The following is a 22,748-nucleotide window of genomic DNA, read 5'->3' on the forward strand; positions in this document are numbered from 1 at the left end:
GAAATGCTTTCCACTTTCGCCCCAGCCTGGTATTTTTTGTACGGTGCATACGAAGTTACTTCGTGTAACAAAATGGTGTCGGCCACGCCGGGCTGCTGTGCATAGAGCCCATGAGCCATAAGACCCAATAGTCCTGATAATAAGATAAACCTTCTCATTTCTAATTTAGTAGAATGAGCTTAGGATAAGATTTGTGAAAAATACGCGATTACATTTCACTAGCTTTATTCCCGAAGCCTTTGTTAAATATTCATAACGATTTTGGCAGGTCTTCTGGCTCACCTCTCTTTCTGATGCCTTCCCGCTCGTCAGTTGACGGACAGTGGCTGGGGTTTCAGAAAGATCATTCGAGGTTTACAGCTGCGGGTACAGCTCCGGATTCTAACCGGATTCCCTTTTGATCCTGATCCGGCAGTCGCCGGATCCTTGGAACCAAATCCGTGACAAATTTAGAGATTTTGTTTTCATATTTCCTACTGAAAAAGAAAAAATAACGGATCATTAAACGAAAGTCCAGAGTATCAGTCTAAAAATCGCAGTTTGAGATTTTTTTAAACCGGGAAGTCCTTCGTAACGGCTTTCCGGTTTTCTTATTCGCCCTTTTTTAAATTTTTAGGGATTTTCTTTAATAAGAAGAAGGGTTATTCCAGGTGAAAGTACATCAGTACGATATCCATAAGTGCGTGAGCAAAGAAATAACGGCGTCTCTATTTTACTTATGTACCTATTAACTTATGCACTCATGCACATGGGCGAGTAAAGAATTACCTGTTTTCTCCGCCTCTCTTCATCATCTTTTCGCTTACCAAAAAAATGACGGGCTTGTTGGAATAGGGGTTGGTACGGGTGATTACCGGTGTTCGGTAGACTTTTTCGATGGTGTCGAATGTAAGCACCTCTTCGGGGGTTCCCCGGGTAAACAACTGCCCTTCATTAAATAGCATAAGTTGGTCGCAATATTCCGAGGCCAGGTTCAGGTCGTGGATGACCATCAGCACGGTCAGTCCCATTTCCTGGTTAAGGCGGTGCAGCAAGTCAAGGATGCGCACTTGGTGGGTGATGTCCAAATGGGAGGTTGGCTCATCGAGCAGGAGCAATTCAGGCTCCTGCGTTAATGCCCGGGCAATGGCTGCCCGCTGTTGTTCGCCACCGCTCAGCTCAGTCATTAGCTTATCCTTGTGTTTCAATACATCGGTTAGCAACATGTATTTGTGAGCTTTCTCGAAATCGCTTTTCGATTCGAAAAACTGAAAGCGATGATGGTAGGGCATGCGTCCCATCAATACGTAATCTTCCACTGAAATTTGATCGGTATCGGTAAATTGGGTAACAATGGCCATTTGCCGGGCGCGATCTTTTAGGGAGAACGCCTGCAGATCCTTTCCTTTCAGGAAGATCTTTCCTTCCAACGTAGCGATGGAGCTGGTGATCCCCCGGAACAGGGTTGTTTTTCCTGAGCCGTTGGGGCCGATGATTCCACTAAAAGAGCCTTTTTCAAGACTTAGATTGATTCCGCTCAGCTTGAATCCGGGATAACCGCAGGAAAAATTTTCGATATGAAAGAAAGACTGTTTCATGCTACTTTCCCTTTCGTTTTTGACTCATCAGCAGCAGGAAAACCAATCCGCCAATAATGCCGGTTATTACGCCAATGGGCAGTTCGTTGGGTGAGATAATGGTTCGCGCCACCACATCGGACAGCACCAGAAAAATGCCGCCCAACAAAAAGGATCCACCCAGCAGAAAGCGATAGTCCGACCCAAACAGCAGACGCAGCACGTGCGGGATAATCAAGCCGACAAAACCAATCACTCCGGAAACCGAAACACAAATTCCGGCCAGTAAGGAAGCCAGTATAAACAGCACCCGGATCACCACATTGGTATTAAAGCCTAAGTGCATGGCTTTTTCTTCACCCAAACGGAGCGCATTCAGAGGTTGCACGAACAGGTAGGAAATAACCAACACCACCAGGCTTGCGATCAAGGTCAGCTTGATCAGCCCGGTGTTGGGCTCGTCCAGCGATCCCATGATCCAAAAGACAATGCCATGCAGGTTATCAGAGCTGGTAGTTGCCATGAGAAACATCATGGCCGACGAAGCGATAAAGCTGATCATCACCCCGGTAAGCAGCATGTTTTGGATGTTGATGCTACCCCTTCGGGAGCTGATAGTATAGACCAGAAAGATGATGACAAAGGCACCGATAAAGCCCGACAGCGGCAGCATAAATGAGCCTAGTGACAGGTGCAGTCCGAGTACAATGGTAAAAGCCACACCAAGCGAGGCACCACCCGAAATCCCCAAAGTGAAGGGCTCGACCAGTGGGTTGCGGTAAATGCCTTGCAAGATAACACCCGCCAAACTGAGCGCACCACCAACCGCAACCCCAAGCACGACTCGCGGCAGCCGAACCCTCGAAATGAGCAGGTACTCCATATTACCTTCGTCGCCGCCATATAACAGCATGTGCACTACCCTGCCGGGGCTAACGTTTAGTTCGCCTACCGACAAGGCAATGGCAACTGCAGCCAGCAACAAGGCCAGCATGGCCAACAAGGCCACTATCCATTTGATGTATTTTCCCTGTGCGATCAAGATTTATTCTTTTCTGAATATATTAGCTTATGTATTCATGAACTCCTGTACTTGCTTCTAGAACTCAATTCCCTTACGACTTGCGATGCCTTCATCATACGGGTGCTTCACTTTATTGATCTCCGAAACATAGTTGGCTTTTTCAATCAAGCCGGGCGTAGCGCCGCGTCCGGTCAGTATCAACTCTGTTGTTTCGGGTTTCGATTCGATAAAGGTAATCAGATCGGCTTCATTCAGAAAACCATCGCGGACACAGATCAGGATTTCGTCCATAATCAGCAGGTCAGGTGCTGCAGTCACGCTATAGCCCGACAAATAAACGAGCGCCTCCGCCACCTGTTTCCTGAGATCTTCTGCCTTCAGCGTCTTGTCAAAATGCGGGTGGCCTTCGGTAAAGCCAAGAACAGTGGCACCCAGCACCTTCAGGCTGTCAATTTCGTGGTAGCCATACAATTCGGGCCGTTTCATAAAATGCGCATAAATTACGGTCAAACCCTGACCCAAAGCACGGGCAGCCAGACCCACGGAAGCGGTGGTCTTTCCTTTGCCTGTTCCGGTGTAAATGTGAACCAGTCCCTTCTTCATCGCAGGTAAATTTTGGTGATTAACTCATCCAACGCATCAATAAACGACAAGGGCGTTGGGCTGCACGCCTGATCGGCATTCATGATATATATTTGGTCCTTTTTCACTGCGTTCAAACTGGCATAACTCTCCCACTGCTTCTTTTCTTCCTCGCCAATCAGCCCCATCAGCACTACCACAATGATGTCCGGATTACGGATCAGCACGGTTTCGCGGTTGATGCTGCCAACCGAGAGATCGTCAGCGATGTTGTCGGTTTCCGATAAGCGCACAAAATCATTCATAAAGGTATTTGGAACGACACCAAACAAGGGATTGGCACCGATCTGCATAAATATTTTTTGACGGGGAGCATTAGCGGGGATCTTCTGACGAATCTCCTCCATGCGTTTCCGGGCGCCAGCAATCAAGGTTTCGGCCGCTGCCTTTTTGCCAACCTGTTCGCCCAGATCAATAAACTGGGTGCAAATGGCATCGAACGATTGGGGCGTTTCGTAAACCAGCACCTCGACCCCCAGTTTTTTAAAGGTATCGATGGTTTTGGGCTTGGTCAGGGTCGTGGTAATCACCAGATCAGGTTTGAGCATCACGGCCTTTTCGTAATTCACCTGGATGGCCGAGGCCACCACTTCGGCATCCGTTTCGCTTTGCAGGGTGCAGTAACTGGTGCAGCCCACCAGCAGGTCTTCGGCCCCAAGCAGGTACAGGTTTTTAGTTAACGACGGGGCGAGCGAAATAATACGCTGCGGCGTTTGGGCATGGGTTGTCAACACGACGAAGGTTAGGAAAACCAAGGTCAGAAAATGGACAGTAAACTTTTTCATCATTCAAATGGGCTTTGCGCCTCAGAGAAATCGAATTGGCAGGAAACGGAGTTCCCGACGATCTTTTTTCCCGAAGATCCGGTTAAACAATTGATGTTGCTGGCAGGTCTTCTGGCTCACCCTTCTCCGGGCCTTCCCACCCCTCCCGAGTATTCGGGATCAGGACAGTGGCATGTACTTCCGAAGAAACATACAGGTTTACAGCAGCGGGGACTGCTCCGGATTTGCACCGGATTCCCTTATTAAGGCACTTCCCGACAGCGGGAAGAAAGCCACCACAACATCAGCAAAAGTAGAAAATTATTTTGGGAATGGGGAAATCTTTATGGCAAAGGAAATTGGATGAGTTTTCAGAGTGCACGTCTTGACCTTATTGAACGTCTTTTTTTGTCTTAACTTGATGCGTATTTTCCGCACAGCAGACGTTTCATTTTTTTTTTGCGGATTGCGCGCTATCTTTGAGGCTTCAGAAAAAAATAAGATCATGACGATAACTGCTTTCCACGGCATGAAGCCTGGTTCTCAATTCATTTTCGCGGCATTTATTATTCTGCTTTCCTTTCTGGTTGTGTTTGCCCTTTCGGTTGCCGTGTTGGTCCCGATTGTTGGCTTGTCCGAAATGATGAGCAGTCTGTCGGGCGGCGATCCGTCCAGCCCTCAGACCATCGCTTTGCTTAAGTATTTTCAGGTTGTTCAATCCATCGGATTGTTTGTCGTTCCGTCGTTTGTGTTGGCATACTTGTTCGAAGGCGGCGTACTGGCATACCTGGTATTGGATAAAAAGGTTGGCGGCCATTCCATTGTCATTGGCTTACTGGCCGTTTTGGCTGCTGGTCCCGTGGTGGGTTTTTTGGGTGAATGGAATGAATCCATGCAGTTGCCCGAATTTCTGGCGGGCTTTGAAAGCTGGATGCGAGGAATGGAGGACAGCGCTGCGGAGCTGATCGAACGCTTTATTCGTGTGGAAACTTTGTGGGGTTTACTGTTCAACCTGTTTATGATTGCCGTAATTCCTGCCGTGGGAGAGGAGTTGCTATTTCGTGGGGTGATTCAAAAGATTTTTACCGATATGACCCGTAACTACCATTGGGGAATTTGGATTTCTGCTTTTTTATTCAGCGCTCTGCACATGCAGTTTTTCGGTTTTCTTCCGCGGATGTTTTTGGGTGCTTTGTTTGGCTATTTACTGATTTATTCGGGGTCAATGTGGCTCCCGATTCTGGCCCATTTTATGAATAACGCCCTCGGGGTTTTGGCTCTACATGCCGAAAATAAGGGTAGTGAAACCATGGATTCAGTCAATCGATACGCTGATTCGATGAGTGCATCGGCTGTGATGGCAATCCTTAGTTTGACTGTTTCGCTTGTGTTGTTGTATTTTCTGAAAAAAAGAAGCGCACTTAATTGAAGTTGAGGTTGATTTGCAGTTTCTCAGTCTCCATGCGCTTGAGCTCTGATTGACGATAGACATACACCACTCCGTATTTCTGGGCCTTCTCGCGGCGACTGTCATCGGGAAGCTGGCCAAAATGTTGTTCCACTTCATTCCATAACTGTTGAATGATTGTGTCTGCTTCTTCCCGTGCCTCCTGCATTTTTAGTGATGCCCGGTCAGTGTTGTTTTGGAGAATTTTTTGATGGTGAAAGGCATCTTTGAAGTTTTCGAAATGAACTTTGACTAAAGCGATTGACGGACTGTAAATGGCACTTCCTCCTTGCATGCAGCGCTTTTGTTCGCCAAGGATAATCCGCTCTCCCCAAGCCAGTACATCTTTTTCCAGGTTGAGAGGTGGTACATCGAACGAATTGGGATTTAACCCATAAAATTCGCGTACCACTGGTTTCATTTCCTCCCGTTGGATAGCAAAATTCAAAACCTGCACAAAGTGTGAGAGGTATAATTTGGCTTTTTTGAAAATGTTTCCATAGTCGTTAGCCCGGTCAAACTGGACTTGCTTAGCTGCCTGTAGTTGACGTACCGAGCCCGACAAGCGTGGATAAAGCATCTGAAGTCGATCCAACGTTTGCTGACTAAAAGCCAACTCGCTGAGAGCGGTTCGTTTTCCTTTTTCAAGGGCCATTTCAATGGCGGTCATTCTTGCTTGGTCGGTGTTTGGCAACCTTCGGTAGGGCATGTAAATTTGTTTTGATTACTACGAAGGTATGAAATCCAAGGACACAATTCCATGCCTTCTCAGCAAAACTAATCAACAGGCACTTGTTTACAAGTCAGCATTTACGGGCTGTTCGCGTGTTGTTGATAGGAAAATGAAGACAAAGAAAGCGGTTGTGCACAGCTTAATGAACATCAATTATTGGTGATCATCACTTTGAAATTTCAAGCATGCGAATAATTGGAACTTTTGCCTTCTCAATCACTTCGGCTGAAAGCTGCACCTCAGGTTGCTCGTGTTTCATGCAGATGTATAGCTTTTGCAAGCTGTTGAGTTTCATGTATGAGCAGTCGTTGCAGGCACAGGTTGAATCGTTTGATGGTGCCGGAATAAATATTTTGTCGGGGCAAGCTTTTTTCATCTGGTGAAGGATCCCGCTTTCGGTGGCGACGATGAATTGTTTTGCCTTGCTTTCCTGTACGTAATTCAGCAATGAACTTGTTGAACCAATATGCTTGGCCAGAAGTAGCACCGGTTTTTCACATTCCGGATGAGCGATGAATTCTGCCTCCGGATATTCATCCATCAGCGTAATAATCTTTTCAACGGAGTATTGCTCGTGCACCATGCAGGCGCCGTCCCACAGCACCATGTCGCGCCCGGTGAGGCTGTTGATGTAGTTGCCCAGGTTTCTATCAGGCGCAAAAATCAGCTTGGCATCTTTTGGGAAGCTGTTCACAATCTTCACCGCGTTGGAAGAGGTACAAACCACATGGGTCATGGTTTTCAAATCGGCGGTACAGTTGATGTAGGAGATGACTTGGTGATCCGGATATTGCTTTTTCCACTCAGCAAATTTCTCTGCCGGTGCCGATTCGGCCAGCGAACAACCCGCTTTCAGGTCGGGCAGGATTACCTTTTTTGAAGGATTAATAATCTTGGCCGTCTCAGCCATAAAATGAACGCCTACAAACACAATCATATCCGCTTCGGTTGTTGCGGCTGCCTGGGCTAGCTGGAGGCTGTCGCCAACAAAATCAGCGATATCCTGCAAATCTCCGTCCACGTAGTAATGGCTCAGAATGACGGCGTTCTTTTCCTTTTTCAGCCGATTGATTTCGGTTACCAAATTTAGTTTAGGATCTATTTTTTCATCAATAAACCCTTTCTTCTCCAACATTTCCTGAACCACTAACTTTTCCATCTTCAACACTCCTTTTTTCCGAATAAGGTCACAGACCTGGTTCTATATATTTTAATTGCCCTGGTTGCTAAAGCACAGACTCACCGAAATCGATACTCAGTAGTCAACAGCCTGCAAAATTAAGAATTCCTCTAAAAAAACATATAACAATCTTTAAATGTTTTAGCATGAGCAAATTCTTGGGCGAGCCACGCTAAGTTCAGGTTCGCGAAGATGGCCAAAAAAAATCCCTCACAGAACAAATGTCTGTCAGGGATTTGCCTCATTTTGAGGGGTAGTTAATACTAATTGAGTTTCATTTTTGCATTTTCTACCGGGTTGACACCTGGGGTAACCGGACGCATCCGGAAGGAATAGCTATAGCTTTTTTGGGTTAGACGGTATTGGTCGTGTGTCCAGGCGCCCCAGCTATTGTCTCCACCAACTCCCATTTGTTTGTAGTCGATGTTCACAGACGTCAGGTCGCGCGGCTTGACATCGTCGATATGCCGGTGTACGGGCCTTACTCCATCTTCCTGGCGGCCATCGGTGCGTTCGGGTGATTCAAAATCCTCCATGATGTTGTGGTGTGCACTCACCGACAAAAATGGTTGTCCCACGAAAAGCAGTCCATTGCCGGCTTCGTTAGTGATGGTCATCCAGCGGACATCGGTTTTGTTACCGTTTTCCTGTGGACGCAGGTAAGGCCAGTATTGGTCGGCAACTGATCCGGAATACTTGTCAACGAAAGCCGAGGTTTTACGATCCCAGTAGGATTCGTGCGGTCCGCGTCCAAACCAGATCATCTGGTCAAATTGGCGAGGCATCTGCAGGTTCATTCCCATGCGGACAATTTCCGGCAGCTCGTCCTTGGTCATTTTAAATTGGTTGGAAACCACCACATCGCCACTGCCATAAATGGTGTAGCTTGAGCTGTAATCGGCAATTTTTTCACCTTGCTCATTGGTCAAATCAAATTTGAAATCGACCACCAGTTGGTTGGCTGCTTCCTTTGTGAGCTTGACGGAATTTACGTTCCGGTTTTCTCCGGCTTTACGCCATACACGGCTACGCTTGTGCAATCCGTTTCCAAAGTCATTATCGATTGGAGCACGCCAGAAATTGGGAATCGGGCCTTCTTTCAGCAGCTCTGTTTCTCCTGCCTGGAAACTGCTTAATACGCCAGCTTCCTTGTTGAAAGTCAAGCTAAAGCCTTCGCCCTGAATGGTAATTTCAGAATCGGTTTCGTTGGCTTTAAGGGCCGAAAACTGGGCAACATTGGCTTTTAATGCCGCACTTTCGAAAGGTAATTTCATTTGTTCCGCAGCCAGTTCGTAATTGGCAGGTACCAGCCCGTTGGCTTCTTTTGTTTTTGCCGAAAAGTTAAGGAAATACTCTGTGCCAGGAGCCGGGTAGATGGAATAATCCAGGTCGACTTGGAGTTTTGCGCCAGGAGTTAGTTCAAAATTGACAAGTTTTCCTTCTTTAATTGTCTGACCATCTGCCGAAATCCTCCAGCTAATATCCAGTTCGGACAAGTTGGTAAAGGCATGTTTGTTTTCAATTTCTACAACGCCCTTTTTCAGGTTTATTGCTGTGAAACCGATGTTTTGATAAACTTTCTTTACCTCCAGCAAATGAGGCTTAACGTCACGATCGGGGTCGACCAGACCATTGTTGCAGAAGTTGCCGTCGGATGGAACCGTATCCGGCCCAAAGTCGCCACCATAAGCCCAAAATTCTTCACCTTCTTCGTTGGTAGTCAGCAGTCCCTGATCAACCCAGTCCCAAATGCATCCACCTTGCAGCACGTCGTATTTTTCGATCACGTTCCAGTAATCCTGCAAGTTGCCCACACTATTGCCCATGGCGTGTGCGTATTCGCACTGAATCATCGGTTTGGAAGGATTGGATTTGGCGTAATTTTCCATGGTCTCTATCCGGGCGTACATCGGACAATTAATATCGGTATTTTCGCCGCCGTGCGCTTGTTCGTACTGAACCGGGCGGGTGGCATCCTGTTCTTTCAGGTAATTGTAAGTGGCCATGAAGTTAACACCGTTTCCGGCTTCGTTACCCAACGACCAAATAATGACAGATGGCTGATTTTTGTCGCGTTCGAACATGTTTTTGGTACGATCCAGGTGTGCTGTGCCCCAAACCGGGTCTTTGGCCAGCGATTCTTCACCGTAGCCCATGCCATGCGATTCGATGTTGGCTTCGTCAATTAGGTAAAGCCCATACTGGTTGCAGAGTTTGTACCATAATTCGGGTTGGGGATAGTGCGAGGTTCGAACCGTGTTGATGTTGTGCTTTTTCATGGTCTCGATGTCTTTCAACATAGTTTCCTTGTCCACTACATGGCCGTTCACATCGTGATGCTCGTGCAGGTTTACCCCTTTCACATAGATGGGTTTTCCGTTGACCATCAACTGCGCATTTTTAATTTCAACCGTGCGGAACCCAACATCCTGACGAAGTACTTCGATGGTGTTACCCGCTTCATCTTTTAGGGTGAGCAGCAGCAAGTATAAATTGGGATGCTCGGCGGACCATTTTTTTACCTCCGGAAACGTTTCTTCAAATGAAACCGATTCGATGGGATTGGCCAGTTCAATTTCTTTTTCAAACGATTGAACCGATGTTGTTCCGTCAAACAATTCGGCTTGTAACGTCACCTTTTGTGCCGCATCGGACGAATTGATTAGTTCCACATCCAGGGCAAAAGTTCCATGCTGGTAGTTTTCGTCCAGCCCGGCTGTTACCCTGAAATCGTGAATGTTTTGCTTGTTTCGTGCCATCAGGAAAACGTCCCGGGTCATGCCGCTCAGTCGCCAGAAATCCTGATCTTCGAGGTAGCTGGCATCGCTCCAGCGGAAAATCTCAACGGCAAGGGTGTTTTCTCCACCTTTTAGCTTGGAGGTGATGTTGAACTCGGCCGGTGTTTTGCTGTCTTCGCTGTAGCCCACAAATTCTTCATTCACCCAAACATTCATGGCTGAACTAACGGCACCAAAGTGTAGGATAACGTCTTTTTCCTTCCAATCCGAAGGGATCGTAAAGGTCCGTTTGTAGGATCCGACCGGGTTATAATGGTCTTGAATCAGCGGAGGGGTTTTGGCGTGTGGATATTTGACGTTGGTGTAAATGGGGTAGTCAAATCCTTCCACTTCCCAATTCGCAGGGACTTTGATTTCGTCCCAGTCGCGTGTGTCGTAATCGTTTTTGAAAAACCAAAATGGACGTTCGCCCGGATTTTGGGACAAATGAAACTGCCAGGTTCCGTTAAGTGAAAACAGGTTTGGCGATGCCCATTTTTCATCAGCGACGGCTTGTTCGGCTGTCGCATAGGGGATGTAATGCGCTCTGGGTGCTTCTTTATTCACTTGAACGATTTCAGGATCTTCCCAAGGTTTTGGGTTGGGTTCTTCAAAAGGAACATCTTCATATTTGCTGGTGCATGAAAATCCCACGAGAAGAACGAAAAGGAGTGTGATTGAGTAGTAGTAGCTTTTCATTTTTCAGAATTTAGTTTTTTGGCCTAACCGGTTGGTACTGGTAGGTATGCAAAAATCTTAAAAATAACATTCAAATCCAAGTAGAAATGAAAATTTTTGGGAAAGTAGGATTTTCTGTGGGTTGTACCTGCTGATGAGCGGTGTATGTTTTTTAGCTTTTAGTTTAAGTCATTGGAGGCCAGGAGGACAGCATGAAAGATAATTTATAGGAGGCATTGCATGTTAGTTTTTTCTGCTACGAAAGAAAACTTATCTACAAAATGAATGAAAGATATGAACAGCTGACTTATGTTACGTTTTTTAGAATCTATAAAATTGTAAATTACGAGAGTTATTCAATCTCATCGCATTATGTCGTTGGTGGTTTATTCTGGTTTCTTAACAGAAAAGTTACAAGTTGTTAATTATTGACAAGTATGTTTTTGTGTTATTTGCATTAAATCTTAATCTATGTTTCTATGAAGACAAAATTGAAAAATTACACTTTGCTATTTTTTTTCATGCTACTGGCATCTTCTCCGGTTTTTTCACAAATCACAACCTCCGGAATGACAGGAACGGTGAGCACCGAATCTGGAGAAAGCCTTCCGGGAGCGACTGTTTTGGCGGTGCATGAGCCGTCGGGCACTCAGTATGGAACCATTACAAACAACGAAGGTCGGTTTGATTTACAAGGGATGAGATCAGGAGGACCGTATAGGGTTGAGGTATCTTTTGTCGGTTACCACAAAGGGACTTTTGCGGATATTCGGTTGTCTCTGGGTGAAACGTTTATTCTAAATGCTAAACTCAGGGAGAGTTCGGTTGATGTTGGTGAAGTGGTTGTGCTGGGAGCAAAAGCTTCGCCCTTCCGGACAACCAAAACCGGGGCAACAACCAATATTTCGAACGAACAGATGAATGCCATGCCGACTATCAACAGGAGTATTTCTGACATTGCCCGGATTTCTCCTTATGCTAATGGGATGAGCATTGCCGGTGGAGATGGCCGTTCGACCAATTTCACGATTGATGGCGCCAATTTTAACAACAATTTTGGATTGAGTTCAACGCTTCCTGGTGGTGGCAATCCCATTTCGTTGGACGCGATCGAGGAAGTGCAGGTCGTAATCGCACCTTTTGATGTTCGTCAGACGAATTTCATTGGAGGTGGTGTCAATGCCATTACCAAATCTGGGACGAACACTTTTAAAGGTTCGGCTTATCACTACTTCACCAATCAGGAAATGCGGGGTAACCGGATTGGAGATGTTGACTTTGCCGAGCGTAGCGAAGAGTCTACCAAAACCTATGGTGTTACTTTCGGGGGGCCAATCATCAAAAATAAACTGTTCTTTTTTGTCAATGGTGAATACGAAGTCCGTCCGGGGCAGGTGGTTACCTGGAGGCCATCGGAAGATGGCACTGCCAATACCGATTTGTCACTTTCGCGTACCAGTGTTGCAGATATGGAACGAGTTCGGAATCATTTGATTGAAAATTATGGTTATGATCCGGGTTCGTACAACAGCTATCCGGCTGATGAAAGCAACAAAAAGCTTTTGGCCCGTATAGACTGGAATATTGATAAGGCCAACAAGGTGAGCTTGCGATATAATTATACTAAAAATCAGGCGTGGAATCCAACCAATGGCAATTCAACTGATGGAGGTTTCCGGAACCGGAGTATGGATCGGATTTCCCAATACTCCATGGCTTTCTCCAACTCCATTTATTCGATGGACAACATCGTCAATTCATTTTCTTTCGATTTGAACAGCCGGATTTCGGAAAAATTTTCGAACCAGTTTCTGGCCACTTACACAAAAATACAAGATGTTCGCGGATCAAATTCCTCTCCATTTCCGTTCATTGACATTATGAATGGCGTTACGGGAGAAGGACAACAGATTCTAGAGCCATATATGTCGGCCGGTTATGAATTGTTTACCTGGAATAATGGTGTGAACAACAACATTTTCAGCATCGTCGATAACGCTACGTTCTATTTAGGCAGCCACAAAATTACGGCCGGTGTAAGTTATGAGCACCAAATGGCGAACAATTCTTACATGCGGAATGGAACAGGCTATTATCGTTATGCGAGCATTGAAGATTTTTTAAACCAGGCCGCACCAAGAGATTTTGCACTGACTTATGGTTATGATGGTGAAAAGAGTCCTGCTGCAGAAGTCGCCTTTAATCAAATGGGGGTATATGCTCAGGATGAATGGAATATGAATTCGGATTTTAAACTGACTTTTGGTATTCGGGCTGATTACCTGAAATACGAGGACAATATTATTCGGAATAACGCCATCTATGAATTGGATTTTGGTGGCAGAAACATTGATACCGGCGAATGGCCGGAGGCAAAAGTTCAGCTATCACCAAGAGTTGGTTTCACCTGGGATGTAAAAGGAGATCAAAGTTTGAAATTACGTGGAGGTACGGGTGTATTTGCCGGAAGGTTGCCGTTGGTCTTCTTTACCAATATGCCTACCAATTCGGGTATGGTGCAAGGAAGCTATGCCGCAGTTACCAAATACAGTTCCGACGGCACAGTAACCAGTGTTGATCCGGTTCTGGCATCGTTGGCCGGGCCGATGATCACCGATGTGGACGAGATGATCTCAAGCTTGAATCTTCAGAATACCATAAGCCCTGAAGATGGGGCCTTGCCACGTGATGTCAACGCAATAGACCCGGATTTTAAAATGCCGCAGGTGTGGAAATCATCGCTGGCTTTAGATTTAAATCTTCCGGTTTCCTTTCCAATGTCAGTTACGGTGGAAGGGATATACACCAACACGATTAATGGAGTCATGCTGAAGAACTATAACCTGGAACAACCCGATAATACCTGGCAGCGTTTTAATGGCCCGGATGACCGGTACATTTATCCCGATAGTGAAGATATCACTTATACTTCAAAAAACGCTTATGTGTTGGCTAACACTGATGAAGGATGGGGCGCCATCGGAAATATTACCGTTAAGGCAGAGCCTGTTGAAGATTTGAACTTGATGGCTGCCTATACCTATACCGAGTCAAAGGAGATTTCGGGTATGCCCGGCAGTAATGCCGCCTCGGCATACAATGGACTCGTGACCGTGAACGGGCCCCATTTACCGGAGGTTCAGCGTTCGCAATATGTGGTGCCAAATAAAGCCATTGCCTCCGTGTCATACAAAATTCCATGGCTGAACAATACGCTTAAATCCGCAACGATCGTCAATATGTTCTATTCCGGACATTCTGCCGGCGGCTATAGTTTTACCTATGCAAACGACATGAATGGTGATGGATATGCTGCCGATCTGATTTATATCCCAAGCTCTAAAGGTGAAATCAGTTTTGTTAGCGCTGCCGATGAAGATGCTTTCTTCCAGTTTATAGAACAAGACGATTATTTGAAAAATCACAAGGGGAAGTACGCGGAAGCATATGCAGCAAGGGCGCCTTGGGTACATCAATTCGATTTGCGTATTGCACGGGAATATTACGTGAAAATTGGAAATACCTTGAATACATTGCAGTTCAGCCTCGACTTTTTAAACTTTGGAAACCTTTTGAATAGCGAATGGGGAGTTGAAAAAAACATGTTTGAGGCCAACAATGGACAGATTTTGAGATACGAAGGGGCAGATGCCAATAATGTTCCTACTTTCTCGATGGTAAAAGATTCGGACGGAAATTATTTGTCAAAATCCTATTCTACCTATTACAATTACAATCAGTGCTGGCAACTTCAGGTCGGGGTGCGCTATATTTTTTAACGACCTGAATACAGAATTCGTTTAATTTAAGAAGAGGGCTGTCCGATATTTTCGGGCAGCCTCTTTTCGTTTTATAAGCCAAAGGACTCCCGATTTAATCATTCTGCCGACTCATCGAAACATCATTTCAGCTGAGTTCACTACTCCGGTTTTAGCATCAATTTTCCTCAATCCCCACTTGGATCAAAAATAAACGCAGGAAGGTTTATTTTTTTGGCGATTGTAATATGCACTAAGACAGCATATTGGCCTCAATCGGTAAAAATAGTTTCAACTTTTTAGTACTTTGTATTGCATAGTTCCATTTAATGTTCATATATTTGTAATACCAAATTCAAGGTAAAGAATAGAAATAGTTTAAAAAAAGTTCTATACAGAGTGTAACGAAATCGAAAAACAGTCGTCTTAAAGACAGAAAACAGAAAACAGAAAACAAAGAAGTCTCAAAGCCAAACGAGCAAACAAACAGAAAACAACAATTAAACAGAAACAGAAAACAGAAACAAAAACACAGGAGGCCAAATCATGAAAACACAAAACTCGAAAACAGGAAACAACAACAATCAAGTTGAAAAAGTGATTTTAAGAAGTGCTGCAGTAATTATTAGCTTTGTGCTGATTAGTTTTACCGTGAGTGCCCAAGGATTCTGGAAGCAAATACTGACTAACAACAGTTTTGGCAAAGTCGCCCTTTTAATGGTTGAAGAGCAGGCTACTGCCGAAGCTACTGCCGAAAGCGCGTTGCCAGCCAAATCATCCGCATCGGTTTTCTATTTTGAACAAGCCGCCGACAAGGCGCTGGAAATTGAAAGCTGGATGACCGATGATGCCTACTTCGGGGCCTACACGCACCTCGCAGTGCCCGAAGCAGAAGGCGGCCTGGAGTTGGAAGAATGGATGAAAGACGAAAACTACTTCAGCAACAAACTGACAGTTGAAGAACAAGAACAAGAACTGGAGCTGGAAGCTTGGATGACTGACGGGCATTACTGGCGGATGTAAGCCTGAAAAGAGCAGGCAGAGGGAAGCTGAGAGTACAAACAGAGAAGAGAGAGGGAACAAATTATGAAGATTGAGAATACAAAAGCACAAATGCGCAAAGGGGTTCTGGAATACTGCATTTTACTGGTGCTGGATGGCAAACCCCTTTACGCCAGCGACATCATCGATGAGCTGAAAACCTCGAAGATGATTGTTGTGGAAGGAACACTCTATCCGCTGCTTACCCGGTTGAAAAATGCCGGCCTGCTAGCCTACAAATGGGAAGAATCGACTCAGGGGCCACCGCGCAAGTACTACGAACTGACCGACACCGGCAAGCAGTTTGTCATAGAACTGGGAGATTCCTGGGATGAACTGGTTCAGGCGGTAGGAACCATCAAATCAAGCAAATCGTAAGCGTCAACAGAAATACACTAGCACAAACGCACAAAAACAAAGAGAGATGAAAAAGACATTTACAATCAATATCAGTGGAAGCGTTTTTCACATCGACGAGGATGCTTACCAGAAGCTTCAAACCTACCTTCAAATGCTGAATGCCCATTTTGGTTCGGGGGAAGAAGGCCGGGAGATTTTGCAGGATATTGAAACCAGGATTGCCGAGTTGTTCAGCGAAAAGATGAGCAAGGACGAAAAGAACGTGATCCTGGAAAGCTGGGTCGACGAGGTGATTGCTCGCATGGGTAAGCCCGAAGACTTTATGGAAGGTGAAGAGGAGGAGGAAGTTGCAGGAGCTGAAAGGGAAACAAGCCAGGCCGGGCAGTCGGCTTATACAGCTACCGGCAAACCGAAACGCCGGATGTACCGCGATCCCGATCACCGGGTGCTGGGTGGGGTTTGCTCCGGTATGGGCGCTTATTTTGGCATCGAGCCGCTGGTGTTGCGCATTATTTGCTTTGTCCTGATTTGGGTAACTGGTGGTGTGATTATTCCGGTTTACCTGCTGCTGTGGATTGCCGTGCCAAAGGCCAAAACAACTGCCCAAAAGCTGGAAATGCGGGGGCAGGAAGCCACCGTGTCGAATATTGAGAAATCGATCCGCGAAGAAGTCAAGGAAGTGAAGGAAAGCTACAACCAGTTTCGCAGCTCCGACTCGTACAACAAAGGCAGGGAACAGGTATCGCGCTTTGGCGATGTGGTTTACAGACTGCTGCGCGTATCATTAAAGGTGGTTGTGGTGCTGGTTGGCGTGGCCCTGATCCTGTTTGGATTTTTAGGTCTGCTCACCTTTTTAACCTCCATGATCGTTGGTCATTCGGTCATGGAAGCCGCTCCCTGGTTTTCACACTGGGGTCCCGAGTTTCACATGCCCGAAATCGCCCACTTCTTCATCAGTGCCGGCTCGCTGACCATTTTGATGATTGCCTCAGCCTTTTTAGTGGGCATCCCGCTGCTGGCCATTTTATTTGTGGGCACCAAAATGGTGTTCCGTTTTCAAACAAACAACAAGCTGATCTTCTTAGGTTCGCTGGGCGTTTGGCTGGTGGCGCTGGTTACGGTGATTGTCGTTTCGCTGTCGCAAATTGGCGACTACAGCAAAAGCACCACGGTAAGTCAAAGCCAGGTTGTTGAGTGCGATGATTGTCAGACCCTTTATCTTGAACTGGGCAACGATAACTACAGTAACAGCTACAACTACACAATGGATCTTGACCGGATGAAGGTGGTGTCGGAAGATGGGAAAACCTTGCTTTTGGGAAGCCCGCGGCTGGACGTGGAAAGCAGCAATACCGACGACTTCGTGATTTTGACCCGCAAGAAATCGCGTGGCAGCAGCCAGGAAGTAGCCAAAGAGTACGTGGAGGAAATTGTGTACAACTTCAATGTCAACGATTCGACAGTGTTTTTTGATCCGTACTACCGCCTGAAAGACGGCTCGCGCTGGCTGCAACAGGAAGTGGATATCACCATCAAAGTGCCCGAGGGTAAGAGCGTTTACCTGGGTGACAAACTCATCAAGATTATCTACGACATTGAAAATGTGTCGAACACCTGGGATGGCGATATGGTCGGTAAATACTGGAAAATGACGGAGCTGGGGCTGGAAGAGGACGCCCGCTAAAGAAAAATATTGAGTAATCACAAAAATACAGGAGCAGATGAAGAGCTTGAAAACGATATTTATTAGTTTAATTGTACTGGTAAGTACAGTTGCTGTAGCCCAAAGCAAATCGGATCAATTGTTCGATGCCTTCCGGAACAAACCGGGTGTTAGCTACTTCGCTTTTACGAAAAGCATGACCGATGCCTTCAATATTGATTTGGATGATGAGGCCAAAACCATCAAGGGCGATTTAAGTGAAATCCGCTTCCTGTCTTACAATCCAAAAAAAGGAAACTTGAATGGCCCGGATTTTATAACGAAGGCGGCTGGTTTGTTGCCCGGTGCGTACGACCGGATTGTGGAGGTAGACAGCGAAAACAACGCTGAAGTCTGGATGTTGGGGAACAAACGGAAGGCTTCTGAATTTCATGTTTTTATTCGCAGTGAATCCAGTGATGACAACCAGTTCCTAATTTCTTTTTATGGCGACTTCGACATTGATGACGTTGAAGGAGTGCGTGAAATCGGATTAAGCTTATCCGTAGACAAGTAACGAGGAACGTGTAAAAGCCTTCGACCCAAATTTAATTTGATTAAAACAGACAATGATGAAACGATTAACAAAGTCATACGATAAAAAATTAGCCGGCGTTTGCGGCGGAATCTCTGAATATTTCAATCCCGAGCTCGACCCCATTTTAGTGCGAATTGGATTTGTGGTGCTGGGCGTTTTCAATCCTTTAATGTTGGTGGTGTATATCATCCTCGCCATTGTGATGCCGGAGCCGGAAACGGTGAAGTAACTCTATTGATTAAACAGCAAGCAAAAAAGGGTTTCCTTATTGGGAACCGATCGAGCATTAAGGCTGCCACCGTGCAGCCTTAATATTTGGCGCGAAAGGCTCAGCCCAATACCACTCCCGTTTTCGCGGGTTGTGAAGAAAGGAACAAAAATTTCGTCCAGCATATCGGTGGGTATTCCAGGGCCATTGTCTTTGACACAAATCTCCACCTGCCCGTTTTTATTCCGCCCGGCTAATAAGACAATCCGGGCATTCTCAGTTTCAGCAAGTGCTTCCCGCGAGTTTTTAATCAGGTTAATCAGCACTTGGGAAATCAGCTTCTCGTCCGCCTGGATGTCCAGATCCGCAGATTGTAGTTTCTTTTCCAGTTGAATCGATGAATCCTGATTTTGAACCTGATTCAGCAAAATCATTTTTTCAAGCAGATCATTTACCCGAATGACTTTTTTATCCGGCTTTGGCAGTCGGGTCAGTTTGCGGTACGATTCCACAAATTTGATCAATCCGCGGCCCTGCTCCCGGATCACCTCCAGTCCGCGAATCGTTGTGCCAATCATTTTTTCATTCACCTCTTCAGGAGAAATGGCTTTCCCATCTTTCTGAAAATAACTAGCCAAACTTTCCGACAGTGAGGTAACGGGAGCAATCGAATTCATAATTTCATGGGTCAGTACCCGAATCAACCGCATCCACGAGTCCAGTTCCTTTTCATCCAGCTCCCGGTTAATATCCTGCACCGATAGCAAAGTCAACGTCTGATCCTTGTTTTTGAATGAACTGGCCCGGATCGAAACATTTACCTTGCCTTGTTTTCCATTGAAGGTGATCAACTTCCGATCCTGTTGCTGAATCTGTTTTAGCGCATGCAACAGGCTGTCGTCAATTCTCTCCAACTGTTTTAGGTGTGTAAATTGCTCCAAGCCAAGCATCTTTTTCAAGGTGCTGTTGGCGTGAATGACAAATCCCCGGTCATCATAGGTCAGGATTCCGGTTCCAACATGTTCGATCAAGGCACGAAAGTATTGTTCCTGTTGGTGATTTTCAATTTTGATCTGCTGGATTTTTCGGTTGATCTCCTGGAGGCTTTGGTTCAGTTCCTGAATAATTTTATCGCCTTTTTGGATGGAGAATGCCTGACTGAAGTCTTCATTTTTAACGGCTTCGAAAAAATATCGGATGCGTTCGTTTACGCTGTTTTGATAATGGATCAGGTTGATAATTTGAATGAAAAGGATGACGAACAAGCCAACACTGATGACGATGGACTGCATGGAAAACAGTGCCCAGCCGATCCCGAAAGAAACCCCTGCGATCAGGAGAATCCGGATTAAAACATGAACTAAAAATGACTGGTTCATCCGATCCCGAATTTTTTCATCTTATTATATAAAGTTTGCCGTGTAATTCCGAGCTGTTCAGCAGCAGCGGTCACATTGCCGGGGTTTTTCTCCAGGGCAAGCACGATCAGCCTTTTTTCCATTTCGTCCAGTTTGAGGGTGTCAGCCTCGCCTTTAGTGCCTGTTAATGGCCGCAGAAAAAAATCATCTGCTTTCAGCATGTTGTTTTCGCTTAAAATAACCGCCTTTTCAATGCTGTGTTCCAGTTCGCGAATGTTCCCTGGCCAATGGTATTTCAGCAGTTTTTCCCGGGCCTGGCTGTTCAGTTTTAAAGCGGGCTTGTCGTATTTGTATGCGTATCTTTTTAGAAAGAAATCGGCCAGCACCAGAATGTCATTTCCGCGGTCTCGCAAGGGAGGAATTTCAATGTGAATGGTGTTGATCCGGTATAGCAGGTCTTCCCGAAATAAGCCTTTTTCAACCAATTCAGACAGGTTTTTGTTGGTGGCGCAAATCAGGCGGATGTCGACTGGAATGGTCTGGTTTGATCCGATGCGCGTGATTTCCCGGTTCTGAATGGCTGCCAGCAGTTTGGCCTGCAAATGAAACGACAGGTTACCGATCTCGTCCAGGAACAGGGAGCCTTTGTTGGCCACTTCGAACTTCCCGGCGCGGTTTTCCCGGGCATCGGTAAAAGCGCCTTTCACATGGCCAAACAGTTCACTTTCAAATAACGACTCGCTTACAGCGCCCATATCGACACTGACCAGCATTTCATCTTTTCGGTTCGAAAGTCGGTGAATTTCCCGTGCAATCAACTCTTTGCCGGTACCGTTTTCTCCGGTGATCAAGATATTGGTGTCGGTTTTGGCTACTTTACGCACAATTTTCAGCACATGCATCAACTCGGGCGACGAACCGATAATGTATTTTTCGTCCCGGTTAATCACCCGTTTCATTTCTTTTTCTTTGAGGCGAAGGTGTTTCACCTCTTCCCGAGAAAGGCTCAATTGAATGGCCGAACGAACTGTAGCAAGCAATTTGGTGTTGTCCCAGGGTTTCAAAATAAAATCGGTAGCTCCCGATTTCAAGGCTTTCACTGCCAGTTCTACGTCGCCGTAGGCCGTAATCAAAACTACCGAAAGCTCCGGGTGATTTTCCCGGATTTGTTGGAGCCAGAAGATGCCCTCATTTCCTGTGTTTACGCCGGCTTTGAAATTCATGTCAAGCAATACCAGGTGGTAGGGCTTGCGGCGTAATTCCGTAACGATCAAGTTGGGATTCGACAAGCACTGTACCCGGTCGAATTCCGGCGTAAGCATGATCTCGAGCGCGCTTAACACACTCTTGTTATCATCGACGATAAGGATATTCCCTTTTGGCATGGGTTTGTGAATCTGTTCCTGTCAAAATTAGGGGATCGGAAATGGGCACGCAATGGTCTGTCAATATATTTTACACATTTCTGTCAATTTATTTTACAAGTTATGTGTTTGTGTTTTCCTATTTTGAAGTAAATCAATCATTTCGAGTTTTGGCATTAAAATGGTTTGAATAGAACCAATGATGCTAAAAGAAATGAGAATAAAACGAAAAATAGGATTGCTCACTGCCATGCTTTTGTTGGTGCGTATTCTGGTGGCACAGGAAAACTGGAGCCTGAATCAATGCATTGACTATGCCTTGCAAAACAACCTGACCCATCACATTTATGCGTTGGATGAGCAAACGGCGAAAATTGATGCTACCCAATCCCGCTTAAATTTGTTGCCGTCACTTTCAGCCTCTTCATCGACCGGCTTAAGCGTCGGACGGTCGGTTGACCCCAACACAAACGATATTGTCAATACCGAGTTTTTTAATCACTCAAACAGTTTGAATTCCAGCCTGATCTTGTTTAGGGGCTTCATTCAACAAAACCAGATTTCGTGGTCAAAATTTAAGTTGAAGGCTGCGCAGTGGCAAAAGGTGAATTATCAGGACGATCTGGCTTTTCAGATTTTGCTGACCTATTATGACGTTGTTTACTACCAGGGGTTGGTCGACATTGCCCGGGAACAGCTTAGTTTGTCTGCTTATGATTTGAGAAAAGCAGAAGCGATGATCGAAACGGGCTTAAAGGCAAAGTCAGACCTGGCTGAAATACAGGCGCTTTATGAAAAGGAAATGCTGAGCCTGATTCAAGCTGAAAATAAAGCGGAAGGGCAGAAGCTGAGTTTGGCCAGGCAAATGAATTTACCTGCAGGGCAATTGGCTGGTATCCGGACTGCTCCTGCGAAACCTGTTGCTTATGCTGGCTCTGTATCCGGAGCAGATTCTCTGTTTACTTCTTTTGTGCAGTTCTCTCCTTACGTGAAAATTGCTGAGGCCGAATTGCAGGCTGCCGCGAAAGAGCTGGCCATGACCCGCGGACAGTATTTGCCGTCAGTCTACCTCAATGCGTCGGTCAATACGGGTTACTACGAAACCTACCGCGATTCGGATGGGAAGACCATTTCATTCAGTGATCAGTTGGACAATAATCTGAGTCAGTATATTGGGGCGTCGGTGTCCATTCCGCTATTTCAGAAGAATCAGCTGCGCAGCCAGGTGCGCAAAGCAGAACTGGCTGAGGAGCAGGCCCGGACACAGCTTGAAACTTACAGGCAGACCGTTTATTACGAATTGGTGAACAACACCCGCGAATTGCAGGCTCTGTTTCGTGAGTTTATTCAAACCGAAAAACAGGCCGAAGCTGACCAGTTGGCTTACCAGGTGGCGCAGCGGAAATATGATGAGGGACTCATTGACGTGATCGAACTGCTGGCCGTGAAAAGCCGCTTGACTGAAGCACAAAGCCAATTGCTGCGGGCTCAATTGCAATGGGAAATTAAAGATAAAGTACTGGGATTTTACAAAGGGGTGAGGTTTTGGGAGTAGCAGAGAGTATGATGGGGCATGGCCAGAGGGCGCGGGGCAGCACTGAGCCGATGCAATTTGGAA

Annotated in this window: 17 protein-coding genes and 2 riboswitches; of the genes, 8 read left to right on the plus strand and 9 right to left on the minus strand. The window is 46.0% G+C overall.

What is annotated here, in order from left to right; translation table 11 throughout:
- Positions 1-245: 245 nt before the first annotated feature.
- A riboswitch (cobalamin riboswitch) is annotated at positions 246-452 on the minus strand.
- Positions 453-764: 312 nt separating this feature from the next.
- From AAC033_RS13100 to AAC033_RS13115, 4 genes are read right to left on the minus strand one after another with little or no spacing between them, the layout of a single operon-like run.
- The gene (locus AAC033_RS13100) at positions 765-1,577 is read right to left on the minus strand and encodes an ABC transporter ATP-binding protein (protein WP_339738815.1); all 813 of its coding nucleotides are present in this window, start codon (positions 1,575-1,577) and stop codon (positions 765-767) included.
- A gap of 1 nt (position 1,578) precedes the next feature.
- A complete protein-coding gene (locus AAC033_RS13105) occupies positions 1,579-2,598 on the minus strand; it encodes an iron ABC transporter permease (protein ID WP_339738816.1) in 1,020 nt (339 codons plus the stop codon).
- A gap of 57 nt (positions 2,599-2,655) precedes the next feature.
- Positions 2,656-3,183, minus strand: a complete 528-nt coding sequence (locus AAC033_RS13110; protein WP_339738817.1) for a cob(I)yrinic acid a,c-diamide adenosyltransferase — start codon at positions 3,181-3,183, stop codon at positions 2,656-2,658.
- Positions 3,180-4,010: a helical backbone metal receptor gene (locus tag AAC033_RS13115; RefSeq protein WP_339738818.1), complete on the minus strand. Its 831-nt coding sequence runs from the start codon at positions 4,008-4,010 to the stop codon at positions 3,180-3,182. The genes AAC033_RS13110 and AAC033_RS13115 overlap by 4 nt, the downstream gene beginning before the upstream one ends.
- A gap of 80 nt (positions 4,011-4,090) precedes the next feature.
- Positions 4,091-4,302, minus strand: a riboswitch (cobalamin riboswitch).
- A gap of 189 nt (positions 4,303-4,491) precedes the next feature.
- On the opposite strand from AAC033_RS13115, the gene AAC033_RS13120 reads away from it, so the two are divergent.
- Positions 4,492-5,415 carry a CPBP family intramembrane glutamic endopeptidase gene (locus AAC033_RS13120; protein ID WP_339738820.1) on the plus strand — a complete coding sequence of 308 codons (924 nt, stop codon included), beginning with the start codon at positions 4,492-4,494 and terminating at the stop codon, positions 5,413-5,415.
- Here AAC033_RS13120 and AAC033_RS13125 read toward each other — a convergent pair.
- The 3 genes from AAC033_RS13125 to AAC033_RS13135 all read right to left on the minus strand — a co-directional run bounded on the left by AAC033_RS13125 (position 5,408) and on the right by AAC033_RS13135 (position 10,822).
- Complete coding sequence (locus AAC033_RS13125) at positions 5,408-6,142, minus strand: hypothetical protein (RefSeq protein ID WP_339738822.1); 735 nt, start codon at positions 6,140-6,142, stop codon at positions 5,408-5,410. The two genes, AAC033_RS13120 and AAC033_RS13125, sit on opposite strands and share 8 nt — an antisense overlap.
- A gap of 190 nt (positions 6,143-6,332) precedes the next feature.
- Complete coding sequence (nadA, locus tag AAC033_RS13130) at positions 6,333-7,325, minus strand: quinolinate synthase NadA (RefSeq protein ID WP_339738824.1); 993 nt, start codon at positions 7,323-7,325, stop codon at positions 6,333-6,335.
- 284 nt (positions 7,326-7,609) lie between these two features.
- The gene (locus AAC033_RS13135; protein ID WP_339738826.1) at positions 7,610-10,822 is read right to left on the minus strand and encodes a glycoside hydrolase family 2 TIM barrel-domain containing protein; all 3,213 of its coding nucleotides are present in this window, start codon (positions 10,820-10,822) and stop codon (positions 7,610-7,612) included.
- Positions 10,823-11,280: 458 nt separating this feature from the next.
- On the opposite strand from AAC033_RS13135, the gene AAC033_RS13140 reads away from it, so the two are divergent.
- The 6 genes from AAC033_RS13140 to AAC033_RS13165 all read left to right on the plus strand — a co-directional run bounded on the left by AAC033_RS13140 (position 11,281) and on the right by AAC033_RS13165 (position 18,429).
- Positions 11,281-14,580 carry a TonB-dependent receptor gene (locus AAC033_RS13140; RefSeq protein WP_339738828.1) on the plus strand — a complete coding sequence of 1,100 codons (3,300 nt, stop codon included), beginning with the start codon at positions 11,281-11,283 and terminating at the stop codon, positions 14,578-14,580.
- A 525-nt stretch (positions 14,581-15,105) separates the two neighbouring features.
- Positions 15,106-15,582 carry a hypothetical protein gene (locus AAC033_RS13145; RefSeq protein ID WP_339738830.1) on the plus strand — a complete coding sequence of 159 codons (477 nt, stop codon included), beginning with the start codon at positions 15,106-15,108 and terminating at the stop codon, positions 15,580-15,582.
- Positions 15,583-15,645: 63 nt separating this feature from the next.
- The gene (locus AAC033_RS13150) at positions 15,646-15,978 is read left to right on the plus strand and encodes a PadR family transcriptional regulator (RefSeq protein ID WP_339738832.1); all 333 of its coding nucleotides are present in this window, start codon (positions 15,646-15,648) and stop codon (positions 15,976-15,978) included.
- A 46-nt stretch (positions 15,979-16,024) separates the two neighbouring features.
- Positions 16,025-17,644, plus strand: coding sequence for a PspC domain-containing protein (locus AAC033_RS13155; RefSeq protein ID WP_339738834.1), 1,620 nt, complete (start codon positions 16,025-16,027; stop codon positions 17,642-17,644).
- Positions 17,645-17,681: 37 nt separating this feature from the next.
- The gene (locus AAC033_RS13160; RefSeq protein ID WP_339738836.1) at positions 17,682-18,179 is read left to right on the plus strand and encodes a DUF4252 domain-containing protein; all 498 of its coding nucleotides are present in this window, start codon (positions 17,682-17,684) and stop codon (positions 18,177-18,179) included.
- Between the two features lie 55 nt (positions 18,180-18,234).
- Entirely contained in the window at positions 18,235-18,429 is a 195-nt protein-coding gene (locus AAC033_RS13165; RefSeq protein ID WP_339738838.1) for a PspC domain-containing protein, read from the plus strand.
- A 2-nt stretch (positions 18,430-18,431) separates the two neighbouring features.
- Here AAC033_RS13165 and AAC033_RS13170 read toward each other — a convergent pair whose 3' ends face one another.
- Positions 18,432-19,787 (minus strand): ATP-binding protein, encoded by a 1,356-nt coding sequence (locus AAC033_RS13170; protein ID WP_339738840.1) that lies wholly within the window; start codon positions 19,785-19,787, stop codon positions 18,432-18,434.
- Positions 19,784-21,151 carry a sigma-54 dependent transcriptional regulator gene (locus tag AAC033_RS13175; protein ID WP_339738842.1) on the minus strand — a complete coding sequence of 456 codons (1,368 nt, stop codon included), beginning with the start codon at positions 21,149-21,151 and terminating at the stop codon, positions 19,784-19,786. The genes AAC033_RS13170 and AAC033_RS13175 overlap by 4 nt, the downstream gene beginning before the upstream one ends.
- 193 nt (positions 21,152-21,344) lie before the next feature.
- Between AAC033_RS13175 and AAC033_RS13180 the strand changes: the two genes are divergently transcribed.
- Positions 21,345-22,685 (plus strand): TolC family protein, encoded by a 1,341-nt coding sequence (locus tag AAC033_RS13180; protein WP_339738844.1) that lies wholly within the window; start codon positions 21,345-21,347, stop codon positions 22,683-22,685.
- The last annotated feature ends 63 nt before the right edge of the window (positions 22,686-22,748 follow it).

Source organism: uncultured Sunxiuqinia sp., assembly GCF_963974515.1.
Lineage (GTDB): Bacteria > Bacteroidota > Bacteroidia > Bacteroidales > Prolixibacteraceae > Sunxiuqinia.

Excerpts from the sequence above, each read along its gene's own strand:
- AAC033_RS13100 (WP_339738815.1), bottom strand. The coding sequence starts at position 1,577 with ATGAAACAGTCTTTCTTTCATATCGAAAATTTTTCCTGCGGTTATCCC.
- nadA (WP_339738824.1), bottom strand. The coding sequence starts at position 7,325 with ATGGAAAAGTTAGTGGTTCAGGAAATGTTGGAGAAGAAAGGGTTTATT.
- AAC033_RS13135 (WP_339738826.1), bottom strand. The coding sequence starts at position 10,822 with ATGAAAAGCTACTACTACTCAATCACACTCCTTTTCGTTCTTCTCGTG.
- AAC033_RS13180 (WP_339738844.1), top strand. The coding sequence starts at position 21,345 with ATGAGAATAAAACGAAAAATAGGATTGCTCACTGCCATGCTTTTGTTG.
- AAC033_RS13145 (WP_339738830.1), top strand. The coding sequence starts at position 15,106 with ATGAAAACACAAAACTCGAAAACAGGAAACAACAACAATCAAGTTGAA.
- AAC033_RS13160 (WP_339738836.1), top strand. The coding sequence starts at position 17,682 with ATGAAGAGCTTGAAAACGATATTTATTAGTTTAATTGTACTGGTAAGT.
- AAC033_RS13155 (WP_339738834.1), top strand. The coding sequence starts at position 16,025 with ATGAAAAAGACATTTACAATCAATATCAGTGGAAGCGTTTTTCACATC.
- AAC033_RS13150 (WP_339738832.1), top strand. The coding sequence starts at position 15,646 with ATGAAGATTGAGAATACAAAAGCACAAATGCGCAAAGGGGTTCTGGAA.
- AAC033_RS13175 (WP_339738842.1), bottom strand. The coding sequence starts at position 21,151 with ATGCCAAAAGGGAATATCCTTATCGTCGATGATAACAAGAGTGTGTTA.
- AAC033_RS13165 (WP_339738838.1), top strand. The coding sequence starts at position 18,235 with ATGAAACGATTAACAAAGTCATACGATAAAAAATTAGCCGGCGTTTGC.
- AAC033_RS13110 (WP_339738817.1), bottom strand. The coding sequence starts at position 3,183 with ATGAAGAAGGGACTGGTTCACATTTACACCGGAACAGGCAAAGGAAAG.
- AAC033_RS13140 (WP_339738828.1), top strand. The coding sequence starts at position 11,281 with ATGAAGACAAAATTGAAAAATTACACTTTGCTATTTTTTTTCATGCTA.
- AAC033_RS13125 (WP_339738822.1), bottom strand. The coding sequence starts at position 6,142 with ATGCCCTACCGAAGGTTGCCAAACACCGACCAAGCAAGAATGACCGCC.
- AAC033_RS13170 (WP_339738840.1), bottom strand. The coding sequence starts at position 19,787 with ATGAACCAGTCATTTTTAGTTCATGTTTTAATCCGGATTCTCCTGATC.
- AAC033_RS13115 (WP_339738818.1), bottom strand. The coding sequence starts at position 4,010 with ATGATGAAAAAGTTTACTGTCCATTTTCTGACCTTGGTTTTCCTAACC.
- AAC033_RS13120 (WP_339738820.1), top strand. The coding sequence starts at position 4,492 with ATGACGATAACTGCTTTCCACGGCATGAAGCCTGGTTCTCAATTCATT.